General features: G+C 34.6%; 15 protein-coding genes. 12 read left to right on the forward strand and 3 right to left on the reverse strand.

What is annotated here, in order from left to right:
* Nucleotides 1-68: 68 nt before the first annotated feature.
* Both asnS and rpoN read left to right on the forward strand, forming a co-directional pair.
* A complete protein-coding gene (asnS, locus tag BSF41_RS04430; RefSeq protein WP_095928314.1) occupies nucleotides 69-1514 on the forward strand; it encodes an asparagine--tRNA ligase in 1446 nt (481 codons plus the stop codon).
* Nucleotides 1515-1663: 149 nt separating this feature from the next.
* The gene (gene rpoN, locus BSF41_RS04435; RefSeq protein ID WP_095928315.1) at nucleotides 1664-3124 is read left to right on the forward strand and encodes an RNA polymerase factor sigma-54; all 1461 of its coding nucleotides are present in this window, start codon (nucleotides 1664-1666) and stop codon (nucleotides 3122-3124) included.
* 259 nt (nucleotides 3125-3383) lie between these two features.
* Here rpoN and BSF41_RS04440 read toward each other — a convergent pair whose 3' ends face one another.
* A complete protein-coding gene (locus BSF41_RS04440; RefSeq protein ID WP_095928316.1) occupies nucleotides 3384-3803 on the reverse strand; it encodes a hypothetical protein in 420 nt (139 codons plus the stop codon).
* 42 nt (nucleotides 3804-3845) lie between these two features.
* Nucleotides 3846-4436, reverse strand: coding sequence for a thymidine kinase (locus tag BSF41_RS04445; RefSeq protein ID WP_095928508.1), 591 nt, complete (start codon nucleotides 4434-4436; stop codon nucleotides 3846-3848).
* 236 nt (nucleotides 4437-4672) lie between these two features.
* On the opposite strand from BSF41_RS04445, the gene BSF41_RS04450 reads away from it, so the two are divergent.
* The 10 genes from BSF41_RS04450 to BSF41_RS04495 all read left to right on the forward strand — a co-directional run bounded on the left by BSF41_RS04450 (nucleotide 4673) and on the right by BSF41_RS04495 (nucleotide 13680).
* Nucleotides 4673-5719 (forward strand): hypothetical protein, encoded by a 1047-nt coding sequence (locus BSF41_RS04450; RefSeq protein WP_095928317.1) that lies wholly within the window; start codon nucleotides 4673-4675, stop codon nucleotides 5717-5719.
* Between the two features lie 46 nt (nucleotides 5720-5765).
* Nucleotides 5766-6485: a 16S rRNA (cytidine(1402)-2'-O)-methyltransferase gene (gene rsmI, locus BSF41_RS04455; RefSeq protein WP_095928318.1), complete on the forward strand. Its 720-nt coding sequence runs from the start codon at nucleotides 5766-5768 to the stop codon at nucleotides 6483-6485.
* A 118-nt stretch (nucleotides 6486-6603) separates the two neighbouring features.
* On the forward strand, nucleotides 6604-6948 hold the full coding sequence (locus tag BSF41_RS04460) for a HopJ type III effector protein (protein ID WP_095928319.1): 345 nt from the start codon (nucleotides 6604-6606) through the stop codon (nucleotides 6946-6948).
* A 26-nt stretch (nucleotides 6949-6974) separates the two neighbouring features.
* Nucleotides 6975-7469, forward strand: coding sequence for a hypothetical protein (locus BSF41_RS04465; RefSeq protein ID WP_095928320.1), 495 nt, complete (start codon nucleotides 6975-6977; stop codon nucleotides 7467-7469).
* Between the two features lie 15 nt (nucleotides 7470-7484).
* Entirely contained in the window at nucleotides 7485-9188 is a 1704-nt protein-coding gene (recJ, locus tag BSF41_RS04470) for a single-stranded-DNA-specific exonuclease RecJ (protein ID WP_095928321.1), read from the forward strand.
* Nucleotides 9175-10458: an MFS transporter gene (locus tag BSF41_RS04475; protein WP_095928322.1), complete on the forward strand. Its 1284-nt coding sequence runs from the start codon at nucleotides 9175-9177 to the stop codon at nucleotides 10456-10458. The genes recJ and BSF41_RS04475 overlap by 14 nt, the downstream gene beginning before the upstream one ends.
* Nucleotides 10459-11373, forward strand: a complete 915-nt coding sequence (locus BSF41_RS04480; protein WP_095928323.1) for an alpha/beta fold hydrolase — start codon at nucleotides 10459-10461, stop codon at nucleotides 11371-11373.
* 161 nt (nucleotides 11374-11534) lie between these two features.
* Nucleotides 11535-11891: a hypothetical protein gene (locus BSF41_RS04485; protein ID WP_095928509.1), complete on the forward strand. Its 357-nt coding sequence runs from the start codon at nucleotides 11535-11537 to the stop codon at nucleotides 11889-11891.
* 140 nt (nucleotides 11892-12031) lie between these two features.
* Entirely contained in the window at nucleotides 12032-12388 is a 357-nt protein-coding gene (locus tag BSF41_RS04490; protein WP_095928324.1) for a hypothetical protein, read from the forward strand.
* 83 nt (nucleotides 12389-12471) lie between these two features.
* Nucleotides 12472-13680, forward strand: a complete 1209-nt coding sequence (locus tag BSF41_RS04495) for a cytochrome c3 family protein (RefSeq protein WP_095928325.1) — start codon at nucleotides 12472-12474, stop codon at nucleotides 13678-13680.
* Here BSF41_RS04495 and BSF41_RS04500 read toward each other — a convergent pair whose 3' ends face one another.
* A complete protein-coding gene (locus BSF41_RS04500; protein WP_095928326.1) occupies nucleotides 13681-14424 on the reverse strand; it encodes a UDP-2,3-diacylglucosamine diphosphatase in 744 nt (247 codons plus the stop codon). It lies immediately after the preceding gene.
* Between the last annotated feature and the right edge of the window lie 48 nt (nucleotides 14425-14472).

Consider the following 14472-nt stretch of genomic DNA (forward strand, 5'->3'; position numbering starts at 1 on the left):
TTAATTATTATCGATTATATTTGCAGTTGTTCAAAACGAATATTATTTAATATCAATTATATATAAAAATGAAACACACAAAAGTTAGAGACTTATTAAACAGTACGACGACGTTACAGGAAGTGAATGCAAAAGGTTGGGTGAGAACTTTTAGAAATAATCAGTTCATCGCTTTAAATGACGGTTCTACCATTAATAATATTCAATGTGTTGTTGATTTTGAAAATACACCAGAAGAGACTTTAAAAAGAATCACTACTGGAGCTGCGGTTTCTGTAATTGGAACTTTGGTTGAAAGTAAAGGTGCTGGTCAGAAATATGAAATTCAGGTGAACAAACTTGAAATCCTTGGAGATTCTGATGCGGAGAAATTCCCAATGCAGCCTAAAAAACACTCTTTAGAATTTTTACGTGAAAACGCTCACTTGCGTGTACGTACAAATGCTTTTGGTGCGATTATGCGTGTGCGTTCGGTATTGTCTTATGCTGTTCATAGCTATTTCCAGCAAAAAGGTTTTGTTTACGTAAACACACCAATCATTACTGGAGCTGATGCTGAAGGTGCTGGAGAAATGTTCCAAGTTACTTCTTTGCCTTTGGATAATCTTCCAAAAAATGAAGAGGGAAACATTGATTTCAAAAAAGATTTCTTCGGAAAACATACCAACTTGACGGTTTCTGGACAATTAGAAGGTGAAACGTTCGCAATGGCTTTGGGTCAGATTTATACTTTTGGGCCAACGTTTAGAGCAGAAAATTCAAATACTTCTCGTCACTTGGCAGAATTCTGGATGATCGAACCAGAAGTTGCTTTCAACGACCTTGATGACAACATGGATTTGGCTGAAGATTTTATTCAGTATGTAATTAAATATGCTTTAGATAACTGTAAAGATGATTTGGCATTTTTAGAAGGAAGACTTCTTGAAGAAGAAAAATCTAAACCGCAGGCAGAAAGAAGCGAAATGCCTTTATTAGAGAAATTAAACTTTGTTTTAGAAAACAACTTCAAACGTGTTTCTTACACTGAGGCAATTGACATTTTAAGAGATTCAACTCCAAATAAAAAGAAGAAATTCCAATATTTAATCAACGAATGGGGAGCTGATTTACAGTCAGAACACGAGCGTTTCTTGGTTGAAAAACACTTTAAATGCCCTGTAATTTTATACGATTACCCAGCAAACATTAAAGCGTTTTACATGCGTCTAAACGACAACACTGAACCAGGAAGAGAAACAGTTCGTGCTATGGATATCCTTTTCCCTGGAATTGGAGAAATCGTTGGTGGTTCTGAAAGAGAAGAACGTTACGATGTTTTGGTTGAGAAAATGGAAAAACTTGGAATTGATAAAGAAGAATTATACTGGTACTTAGACACTAGAAGATTCGGATCGGCAACTCACGCAGGTTTTGGTTTAGGTTTTGAGCGTTTGGTATTGTTTGTAACCGGAATGACAAACATTAGAGACGTAATTCCTTTCCCAAGAACTCCTGGAAGCGCGGAGTTTTAATCGATTTAGTTTAAAAAAGTTTCAGGTTTCATGTTTCAAGTTATTTGGAGCGTGAACTAAAATAATAATATTTGTTTCAGGTTTCAAGTTTCAAGTTGCGGCACGTTCTCAACCTGAAACTTGAAACTTGAAACTTTTAACAAAATCAAATGCTAAAGCAATTTTTAAATTTAAAATTATCCCAAAAATTATCTCCACAGCAAATTCAGCTGATGAAGTTAATTCAATTGCCTACGCAAGCTTTTGAACAGCGTTTATTAGAAGAAATGAACGAAAATCCGGCTCTTGAAGCTGGAAAAGAAGACGATTACGAAGCTGATGAATACGCTAATGAAGACTATGACGATTATGATGATGCAGAATCTGACAGAATCGAAGCAGACGACATTAACATTGACGAATATCTAAGCGACGACGATATGCCTGATTACAAAACTCAGGTAAACAATTACAGTGACGACGAAGAACGCGAAACGCCTTTTGCAGCTCCAATCAGTTTTCATCAAGACTTAATCAATCAGTTGAATACTTTTATTTTGAATGATGAAGAGCGCGAAATCGCTGAATTCCTTGTTGGAAGTATTGATGACATGGGTTATATCCGTAGAAGCATTCCAGATATTGTAGACGATATGGCTTTTACTCAGGGAATTTATACTGATGAAGCAATGGTCGAGAAAATGATGACTGTAATTCATGAGCTTGAACCTTCGGGAGTTGGCGCGCGTGATTTACAAGAATGTTTATTGCTTCAGCTAAAACATAAAACTCCAACTGAATATGTTGATTTAGCAATTGATATTATCGAAAATCAGTTTGATGCTTTTACGAAGAAACATTACGATAAATTATTACAGAAATACAGCATTTCTAACGAACAGCTTAAAAAAGCAATTCACGAAATTGAACGTTTGAACCCAAAACCAGGCGGTTCTTTTACCGGAAACAATAAAGTTACAGAAAATATTGTTCCAGATTTTGCCATCAGAATTGTAGATGGCGAATTAGAATTGACCCTAAACGGAAGAAATGCTCCTTCTTTGCACGTTTCTAAAGATTATCAGGAAATGATGCAGACATACAAAGAATCCCGTGATAAATCGACTGCACAGAAAGATGCCGTTCAGTTTATCAAACAAAAACTGGATTCTGCTAAATGGTTTATCGATGCCATCAGACAACGTCAGGAAACTCTTTTTGTAACCATGAATGCCATTATGCATTATCAGGAAGAATATTTCTTAGACGGCGATGAAACGAAACTAAAACCAATGATCTTAAAAGATATTGCAGATATGGTTGGTTTGGACATTTCGACTATTTCGCGTGTGGCGAACAGCAAATATGTAGAAACGCCATACGGAACGAAACTTATTAAAGAATTTTTCTCTGAAGCCATGAAAAATGATCAAGGAGAAGACGTTTCGACTTTAGAAATCAAAAAAATTCTTCAAAATACTATTGAGGAAGAAGATAAGAGAAAACCGCTTCCAGACGATCAATTGGCAGAAATCTTAAAAGAAAAAGGATATCCGATTGCAAGAAGAACTATTGCAAAATACCGTGAACAGTTGGATATTCCAGTGGCGAGAATGAGAAAGAAAATTTAGTTTTTTCTAACCTCATAAAAAATATAAGTTCATTTAAATAGCAAACCCGACAGATTTTAAAAAACTGTCGGGTTTTATTTTATACTAATTTTTGATAAATTCAAAACGCTTACCTTTTGTCAGGCTGAGCGAAGTCGAAGCTCATTTACGTTAGATAGGACTTCGACTCCGCTCAGTCTGACAATTGTTTTCAAAAACAACAAACCCGACAGGTTTTTTGAAACCTGTCGGGTTTAACAACATCTACGAAGACGTTAAATTATTTATACTCGTCTGGCAAAATTTTTACATCAAACAAAAAAGTTCTCTTTTTGTCACTGTAACTGTACACTAAAGTATAATCGTTTTCTCTAAAAACCTGAAGTCCAGGATTTGCTTTCGCAGTGCTTAAAAGACTTTTTCTAATTTCTTCCTGAATTACGCTGATCTCTGCAGTTTCTTTAACCACCTTTATCAAGGTTAAATTATATTGAACTGTTCTTTCTTGAGGCAAAGTCACGCTGTCTAAACGAATTCCTTCTTGAATATTTAGCGGACAGCTTTTATTGTATTTTACAACTAGTTCTTTAACTTCAGTATTTACTTCATCTTCCTTTACGCCAAGATAAAATTGAAAATAAGCCACCAAAGCAACTGCAATTCCAATTAATAATAACAATAAACCAGTCGATTTTCTCATATTTTATATTGTTTTGTTAAGGCTTGTACAAGGAAAACGGATCTATTTTTCCTGATTTTTTTTCATGGCGTTAAAATACGCTGCACGGCTAAGTGGTTCGTATTCTTCGGTTTCACCCAACATTACCAATTTATCATTAGCCGTTTTTCTAAAACTATAATTTGCTAAGTTACCAGTTCTCGTGCAAACAGCATGAACTTTCGTTACATATTCTGCAGTTGCCATAAGCCCTGGCATTGGTCCAAACGGATTTCCTTTAAAATCCATATCCAATCCAGCCACAATTACACGAATTCCTTGATTTGCCAAATCGTTACAAACGGTAATAATTTCGTCATCAAAAAACTGAGCTTCATCAATACCGATCACATCGCATCCTTGGGCCAAAATTAAAATATTAGCCGCCGCAGGAACTGGCGTAGAACGAATTTCGTTGGCATCATGCGACACAACCATTTCGTCATGATAACGGGTATCAATAGCGGGTTTAAAAATTTCGACTCTTTGTTTGGCAAATTGGGCGCGCTTTAATCTTCGGATCAGCTCTTCGGTTTTACCCGAAAACATTGATCCACAAATAACTTCAATCCAACCAAATTGTTCTTTGTGATTTACTGTATTTTCGAGAAACATTTTGTATTTTTCTACCTTTAAAAATGAATAGTTTTTATTACTTTGTACTGGCAATAAATTGATGTAAAAATGTACTGTTTTACATTTTTTCAAAAGTAGAAAATTTTTATCAAACCTTAAATTCGCGACAGCGTATTAACAGAAATAAAAAATTATCTTTTGAATTTCCTTGAGAATAGAAACATTCAGACATCAAATACACTAAAATACCTTATTCACTATAATTTTCAACAGTTATGAAAAAAAAATTGGAAGCTGATTTAATTAGCATTGCACATCGAATTTTAAAACTTAAAAATAAATCCGATATCAATCAATTGTACCTTGAAACTCAGAAATTATACGAGAAATTAACGGTATTAAAATTTGTAGAAGAGAATTTCGACTCTGCAAAACCAACAATTGGGCAAAGCGATATTACTTCTGAATTGGAAACTATTTTCGAAAAAGAAGATGCAGTTCCAACAATAATTGAACTTGAAGCTCCTGCTGAAGAAAAAGTTATTGCGCTTGAGGAATCTTATGAACCTGAAATTTCGGAAGAAGAACCAGTAGAAATTACCGAAGCCATTGAATCTGTGGTTGAAGTTGAAGAACCTGTAATTGAAGAAACTGTTGAACCAATTGTTGCCGAAATTGAAGAAGCAGTTATTGAAGAGCCAATTGTCGAAGAAATTGTTGAACCAATTGCTGAAAAAGTAGAAGAAACTGAAAAACCTATCGATGATCTTTCTTTTACGACTGTTAATGAGTTAAAGCCTATTCCTGATTTCAAACCTGCTTTTGAATTAGAAACCGAGGCGATAAAGGAAGATATCAAAGAAGAAATTAAAGAAGAGCCAAAAGCAGAAACTCCTGCACAGCCAACTATTCAATTTGAAGATTTCGGCATTAATTACGCCGATGCACAATTTGTAAAAGTGGAAAGTTTTGAAACTGTTCCGTCAACGCAAGCTCCTTCAATCAGTGATTTTAAGGAACCTAAAAAAGTGGAAACGGCTATACTTGAAACTCCTGCACAGCCAAAATCGGTAAGTTTGAACGAAAAACTGGCAAGAGGTTTTCATATTGATTTGAATGACAGAATTGCTTTTACTAAAAATCTTTTTGGCAACAGCACAGAAGATTACAGCCGTGTTTTAAATCAGCTTTTAACTTTTGATTCCTATGCAGAAGCAAACGAGTTTATCGAAAACATGGTAAAACCAGATTATAACAACTGGGAAGGAAAAGACGATTACGCAGAGCGTTTTATGGGAATTATCGAGAAAAAATTCTCATAACATTTCCTTTCAAAATTTAAATTTTACATTTCACGAATAACAAAATATGTCAAAATTATATATCGTTCCAACGCCAATTGGCAATCTTGAAGACATGACTTTTAGAGCCATTCGGGTTTTGAAAGAAGTCGATTTGATTTTGGCGGAAGATACCCGTACAAGCGGAAAACTCCTGAAGCATTTTGAAATTGGCACGCACATGCACAGCCATCATATGCACAACGAACACAAAACTACCGAAAACTTAATTGCACGTTTGAAAGCTGGCGAAACTATCGCTTTGATTTCAGACGCTGGAACTCCCGCCATTTCAGATCCTGGATTTTTATTGACGCGCGCTTGCGTAGAAAATAAAATCGATGTAGAATGTCTTCCTGGAGCAACGGCTTTTGTTCCTGCATTGGTAAACAGCGGACTTCCAAATGATAAATTCATTTTTGAAGGTTTCCTGCCTGATAAAAAAGGACGTCAGACTCGTTTTTTGGCTTTGGCCGAAGAAACTCGAACGATGATCTTATACGTTTCTCCGCATAAACTCGTTAAAACTTTAGCCGAATTTGTACAATATTTTGGAGAAGACCGACAAGTTTGTGTTTCGAGAGAATTATCAAAATTACACGAAGAAAATGTACGCGGAACTGCAAAAGAAGTTTTAGCGCATTTTGAAAAAACAGCACCACGCGGCGAAATTGTAGTTGTCGTTGCTGGAAAAACAATAGAAAAAGAAGCGAAGAAAAGTAAATATTCTAAGGACGAAGAAGAATAAAAAATAATATTAGTTCAATTCCATTTGTCACATCGAGCGGAGTCGAGATGCACGTTTGGTTCTCGACTCCGCTCGATGTGACAAATATGAACCAAAAAATATAAATAAAGAATAAATCATGAGCATTCAAGCCTTTTTAGAAAAAGTAAAACAAACTCCAACACAAATCACATTTCCTGAAACGATTGCAGTAATCGAAGAAAATTACAACTTTACTCCAACCGCTTTTCAAAACGGAACACAACATAATGCAGCTGGCGAAAATTCAGGTTCTTGCAAATTGTTTTCTTTCGCGAAATTGCAGAATCTAAGTAAAGAAGAAACATTAGCGTGTTTTGGAGCATTTTATTTTGAAGAAGTTTTAGGCGATCCAAATGGAACAAACCACCAAAACATTAGAAATTTCATCAATTTAGGTTGGGACGGAATTCATTTTGAAGGAAATGCTTTGGAATTGAAATAAAAATATTTTTAAATTCTTAATTATCTATGAAGGAAAAATTAAAAGAAATTGCGGTTATACTCTTTCTGTTTATAATTGGAATTCCTTTGTTTATATTATTTCTTCCCTTAATTATAGTTTTTTCGGTTTTTGAATTCTTTCAAAAAAAACGGTTCAAAAAAAGATATAGTAATTATTTAGTATCGATTGAAGGAAAGAAATTCTTCTGTTATAATAATCGAAAAAATAATCATCATTATATAGAAAAAAATATTATTCCAAATCTTAAAGATGATATTGAACTGGTTTTTCTTGAAGGTAGAAGCATTAAAAATGAATACAATCGAGAATATATTTCTCATATGCTATTTAATGTTTCCGATCGAAAAGGATTTCCTTATTTAATCAAAATCTGTAACGGAAAAGCAGTGGACGAATCAATAAATAATCAATTTCACAACTTAAAAAGTCAAAATAAAAATCCTGAAGATTTGGTAATCTTAATAAACAATAGCTTCGACAATCTAAAATCAACAATCTAAAATCTAAAATCGACAATGCGTTGGACTTTAAAACCAAAACCTTCTGAAGAAAAAGTCAAACATTTGGCACAAGCCTTAAATGTAGAAGATTTTGTAGCAACGCTTTTGATTCAGCGTGGCATTGAAACTTTTGATGAGGCGAAGAATTTCTTTCGTCCTTCTTTAGAACATTTACATGATCCGTATTTGATGAAGGATATGGATAAAGCTGTTGCCCGAATTGAACAAGCCATTCAGAACGAAGAAAACATCTTAGTTTTTGGCGATTACGACGTTGACGGAACAACAGCCGTTTCTTTGGTTTCTTCATATCTAAAATCGCATTATCCCAACATTGCCACTTACATTCCCGATCGCTATGCCGAAGGTTATGGCGTTTCCTACAAAGGAATTGATTATGCAGATGACAACGGAATTTCTTTAATTATCGCTCTAGACTGCGGAATTAAATCGATTGATCATATCGCCTACGCGAAAGCAAAAAACATTGACTTTATTGTTTGCGATCACCACCGCCCCGGAGAATTCCTTCCAGATGCCATTGCTGTTCTAGATCCAAAAAGAGAAGACTGCTCCTACCCTTACGATGAATTATGTGGCTGCGGTGTTGGTTTTAAATTGATTCAGGCTTTAGGACAAAATCGAAATGAAACGATTGAAGATTTAGTTCCTTATCTAGATTTAGTAGCTACAGCAATTGCTGCAGATATTGTTCCTATTACGGGAGAAAATCGTGTTTTAGCACATTTCGGATTGAAAGTTATTAATAGCGAACCAAGACCCGGAATTAAAGCTTTAACACATCAGGTAAAAAAGAAAGTTCTCGATATTACCGATGTTGTTTTTATTATTTCACCAAGAATTAACGCTGCCGGAAGAATCAAACACGGAAATCACGCTGTTGAATTGTTAACTGAATTCAATTTTGAACAAGCACAACAATTTGCTTCGGAAATTGAGCAATACAACGCAGATCGAAAAGATTTAGATAAAAAAATCACCAAAGAAGCTTTTCAGCAGATTATAGAAAACAACGAAGAAGAACGTTTTTCAACAGTCGTTTTTCAAGAAGATTGGCACAAAGGCGTAATCGGAATTGTCGCTTCAAGATTGATTGAAACGTATTATCGTCCGACTTTGGTTTTTACTAAAAGCGGCGACAAATATGCAGCCTCTGCCCGATCTGTAAAAGGTTTTGATGTTTACAATGCTTTAGACGCCTGCGCCGAACATTTGGAACAATTTGGAGGCCACATGTACGCTGCAGGAATGACTTTGAAAGCAGAAAACTATCAAACTTTTAAAAATGCTTTCGAAAAACAGGTTTCTGAAACTATTTTACCCGAAATGCTTACTCCAGAAATTGAGATCGATGCCGAAATTAATTTCTCTGATATAACACCCAAATTAATTCGAATTCTAAAACAATTCGAACCTTTCGGCCCTCAGAATATGACGCCTGTTTTTATGACTGAAAATGCTATTGATACAGGTTACGCTAAAACTTTGGGTGCAGAAGAAGAACATTTAAGGCTTTTTGCCAAACAAAACAACTCAGACGGAATCGCCGCAATTGGTTTCGGATTAGGAAAAAAACTGAATATTGTAAAAAATCAAAATCCGTTTCAGTTGGCATATTGCATTGCCGAAAACGAATGGAACGGAACTGTTTCAACACAGCTTATGCTGAAAGACATTAGAACAAATGGAAGAAATTAAATCCAATAAACCCGATCCCTATCAGGCGCTTCGATATAAAGAATTCAACGTATTTTTATTATTGCGTTTTGCAATGGTTTTTGCCTGGTCTATGCAATTTATTGTTATTGAATGGGAAGTGTATAGTTTAACCAAAAACCCGCTTTCTTTAGGAATTATTGGCTTAATGGAAATTATTCCTGCCGTTTCAATGTCTTTGTTTGCAGGACACATTGTCGATCAAAGAGAAAAGAAAGGTTTATTGGTAAAGTGTATTTTAGGATTTTCAGTAATTAGTTTTGGACTTTTCTTATTGACTTGGCCAAAAGTTGTTGGAGGCTGGTCTACACATGTTATTTTGTATTCGATTTACGCTTTAGTATTTTTTGGCGGAATCGTCCGTTCTTTTATGGGACCGACTATTTTCTCGCTTCTTTCATTAATCATTCCTAAAAAAGTATATCCAAATGCTGCAACTTGGAGTAGTTCGGTTTGGCAGATTGGAGCCGTTATGGGACCTGCCCTAGCTGGATTCTCTATTAATTGGATTGGTGTTCACTGGTCCATGTGTTTGGTTTTTGGATTTTCAATTCTTTCGTTAATTGCCTTATCACAAATTGACCAAAAACCGATTGTAAACCCAAAAATGGGAGAATCTATAAAAGATAGTCTTATGGAAGGATTGACATTTGTATTCAGAAACAAAATTGTTCTTGGCGCATTATCACTCGATATGATTGCGGTCCTTTTTGGAGGTGCCGTTGCATTATTGCCCGTTTTTGCACAAGACATCTTAAAAGTGGGTTCTGAAGGTTTCGGAATTTTAAGAGCCGCTCCTGCTGTTGGTGCTTTTATCACGATGCTTATTTCGGCTTATGTGCCGTTGTATGAAAATGCAGGAAAGAAACTTTTAATTGCCATTTTTGTTTTTGGTCTATCCATCATCTTGTTTGGATTATCGACTTATTTCTGGCTTTCTGTTTTCGCCTTATTTTTAAGCGGATTAGCTGATGGAATTTCAGTAGTAATCCGTCAGACTATTCTACAGCTTAAAACTCCTGATCATATGCGTGGACGTGTGGGTGCCGTAAACTCGATTTTTGTTGGATCTTCTAACGAATTAGGCGCTTTTGAAAGTGGTGCAACTGCCAAATTGATGGGAGCTGTAACTTCTGTTGTTTTTGGAGGAAGTGTTACACTTTTAACCGTAATTTTTACGGCATTAAAATCGCCAACTTTTAGAAATTTAGATTTGAAAAAAGATATGGACGAACACCATAAATTGGAATAAATGAAAGCTTTTTTAGTCTCTTTCTTTTTAATATTTTCCCTTTTCGCCATAGGGCAAAATCTTTACATCAAAACCTACGGAAACGAAAAGAATAAAACCATCATTTTTATTCATGGCGGACCAAGCGGCAATGCCACTTTATTTGAAGGAACAACAGCTCAAAAACTGGCCGATCAAGGTTTTTATGTTATCGTTTACGACCGAAGAGGCGAAGGAAGATCAACAGATTCTAATGCGAAATTTACTTACGAAGAAGCTTTTCAGGATTTAAATTCTATTTATGCAACTTACCATTTAAAAAAAGCTGTTATTCTGGGTCATAGTTTTGGCGGTTTAGTTGCGACACTTTATACCAATAAATATCCTGAAAATGTAAGCGCTTTGGTTTTGGCTGGCGCTTTATTTTCACAACAAGAAACTTACGATCACATTTTAAACACTTTAAAAAAGAAATACAGCAACGATTCTGAACAATTAAAGCGAATCGATGTTGTAGAAAACTTAGATAAAAATTCAGCCGAATATAGAAAAGGATGTTTTGAACTTGCTGGTGAAAATGGCTTCTTTAAAATGCCAAATCCGACAGCAGAATCTAAAAAGCTTTATTCTGATTATGAAGCTGGAGAATTTTACAAAACGAATATTCGAAATAAAAATGCGCCGCTAGCTTTTTATCAAAATGAAAAACAAAACAACATCGATACGCGCGCGATTTTAAAGAAAATCAAATCTGCTGGAGTTCCTATTTATGGAATTTACGGAAAAGATGATGGAATTTTTTCATCGGCACAAATTAATTCTCTTAAGGCAATTACTGGAGAAAATCACTTTGCTTTCCTTAATAATTGCTCGCATTATTTATTTGTTGACCAACAGGCATCATTTATTTCTAAGCTAGAAAATTGGCTGAAATAATCTTATTATGAGATAGAATTTCATAAAAAAGAAAAATCACAAACACTACATAAATAGCTAAAAATCAAATAGTCATATTGGTTTTTTAGCTTTTTTTTATGCTTTTCTTAGTCAAGTATTAATACAAAGAGTGCGTATCTTTGTGGCCTAAAAAAATTGCCATGAAAGATATCGAACAGATATACCGAAACGATTTTGGAATTTCATTTTATTGGAAAGAAGGCAACGAAATTATATCAGATAAAATCCAACTGCTTTTTAAACAAATGGGATTCTATTTTTCAGTTGAAGAATTAAATGAATTTCACGATTTAATTGAAGACTGCGTAACAGACCACAATGATTATGATACACGTGGTGTAAAACGCGCCTTCGATAAGTTTTTATTGAAAACTCCTTATGTTGCGTTGGACTTAGAAATATCTCCAATTGAATTAAATTCTATAAAAGATTTAGTTGATGGTTCTTTATTTCGACTTCATCTCAATGAATACATTTACGGTTCGGGCATGAACTAAAGCATTTCTAACTATTTCAAGAGGCAAATCCTAACTTTTATTACGATCAGCTGAGAAAGATTTTTTTCAAACTTTTATGATTTTTTTATTTAGAATTAATATAAATAATATTTATATTTGTTGAAATAAAAGGATTTACGATGAGAGAAATTGAACAGATATATCATAATAACTTTGGAATAGCTTTTTACTGGAAAGATCATAACACTACAATTTCAGACAAAGTGCAATTGGTTTTTAAAGAAACTGGCTTTTACTTTACGGTTCAGGAATTGAATCTTTTCTGCGATTTGATTGAAGACAGCATGATAGAAAATGCATGTTGCGAAGCATGCGAAATGAAATACTCTTGCCATAAGTTTTTATTGAAAACACCTTGCAATTCTATAGACTTAGCTGTAAACATGACCGAATTAAAATCGATTAAAGATTTGGTTGAAGGTTCTTTGTTCAAAATCGAATTAGATGAATATGTCTACGGAGTTGGCATGAATTAAGAAGCATTCTAAATATTTTAACACCATTTTTTCATTATTGAAATATATTTTGATTCAATTCAAAAAAAAGTATATTTACAGCAATGAAAAAAGCTGCATTTCTATTTACTTTATCACTTCTGGCAATTCTCTTTGTCAGTTGCAACAACAAATCAGAGGAATATATTGATCCGCGCGGAACCGATTATGCGGGTTCAGAAAGTTGTATACAATGTCATAAAGTGCAATCAGATATGGCATTCAAAAGTTCACATTTTAAAGCGACCTCTCCAGCAATTTTAGAAAATGTTTCAGGAGATTTCGATTCTAAAAATCACACCTTCATTTACGATAAAGACACCAAACTAGTCATGGAAAAACGTGGCGACAGTTTATACCAAGTTGTTTATAAAAACGGTAAAGAAACGGCTAAATATAAATTTGAAATTGTATTTGGAACCAAACACGCGCAAACTTCTGTTTACTGGAAAGACAATAATACTTATGAGCTGCCAGTTTCTTTTTATCACTCCATAAACAATTGGGCAACAAGTCCAGGTTTTCCTGCAGACAAGCCGTATTTTGACCGCATGGTAGTAAAAGATTGCTATTCGTGCCATGCCTCAAATGCCAGCAGTCGAAGCGTGAATCAAAATTCTGAAGAAAGAAATATGATGTCTATGGATGTTGAAGATATCATCAGAAAAGAAACAATTGTTTACGGAATTGACTGCGAGCGTTGTCACGGTCCTGCTAAAAAACATGTTGACTTTCATCTTAAAAATCCAAACGTAAAAGTTGCCAATAGCATCACGAGTTTTAAAACCTTAAACAGACAGCAAAAACTTGATGCGTGCGCATTATGCCATGCCGGAAATGACGGAATGAAACTAAAATCTCGTTTTGAGTTTAAACCTGGAGATAATTTATCGGAGTTCTTTCGTGAAACCAAAAGCATTAATGACACAACAAATTTTGATGTTCACGGCAATCAGTATCGATTGATGGCACAAAGTAAATGTTTTATAAAAAGCGATAAAATGGATTGCATTACCTGTCATAATCCGCATGAAAATGCTTCTAAAAACTTGGCTTCCTATTCTAAAATCTGTATGAGCTGTCATCAAGGCTTAAAACATAAAGAAACGACTTTAAAAACAATGCCAGAGAAGTTATTAGCGAGCAATTGTGTAGAATGCCATATGCCGAAAAAAGCATCAGGAGCAATTAAATTTCAGCTTTCAAACAGTAAACAACTTTCAGAATATATTCTGCGAACGCATAAAATCGGAATTTATCCGAATGCGAACTAATTACTTTTCGAATTTTTTAAGTTCGAATTTTTCGCCGTCAAAAACACCATAAGTAAAATATCCGATCCAATCGCCAAGATTAACATATTCGGAGTTTTCTCCAACTGGAATAATCATGGGTAAATGGCGATGTCCGAAAATAAAATAATTGTAATGTTTGGTTTCTAGTTTTCGTTTGGCATACAAAACCAGCCATTCGTTTTCTTCTCCTAAAAACTTCACGTCTTCGTCACCAGAAATAAGTTTATTTTTGACCGACAAGTATTGCGCCAAACTTACGCCAACATCTGGATGCAACCAACGGAAAAGCCATTTTGAAAACGGATTCGTAAATACCTTTTTCATTCTTTTATAACCTTTATCACCAGGACCTTTTCCGTCTCCATGACCAATTAAAAAGGTTTTTCCGTTAAAGGTAAATTCTTTATTATCGTGATAAACCGGAATATTCAATTCGGTTTCAAAATAATCATTCATCCAAAGGTCATGATTACCGACAAAAAAATAAATCGGAATGCCGCTGTCGCGAATTTCAGCCAGTTTGCCCAAAATTCGAACAAAACCTTTTGGAACAACTGTTTTATATTCAAACCAAAAATCAAATAAATCTCCCAATAGAAAAATTGCTTCTGCATCTTCTTTAACCTCATCAAGCCAAGCCACGAATTTCTTTTCACGCGGCAAACTCAATTCTGGGGTTGGCGCACCAAAATGCTGATCTGAAGCAAAATATATTTTTTTCATTTAGAGTTTTAGATTACTAGACTTCTTAGAATTTTAGACTTTTGTCTC

Source organism: Flavobacterium sp. ACN2 (assembly GCF_002303885.1).
In the GTDB taxonomy this organism is placed as follows: domain Bacteria; phylum Bacteroidota; class Bacteroidia; order Flavobacteriales; family Flavobacteriaceae; genus Flavobacterium.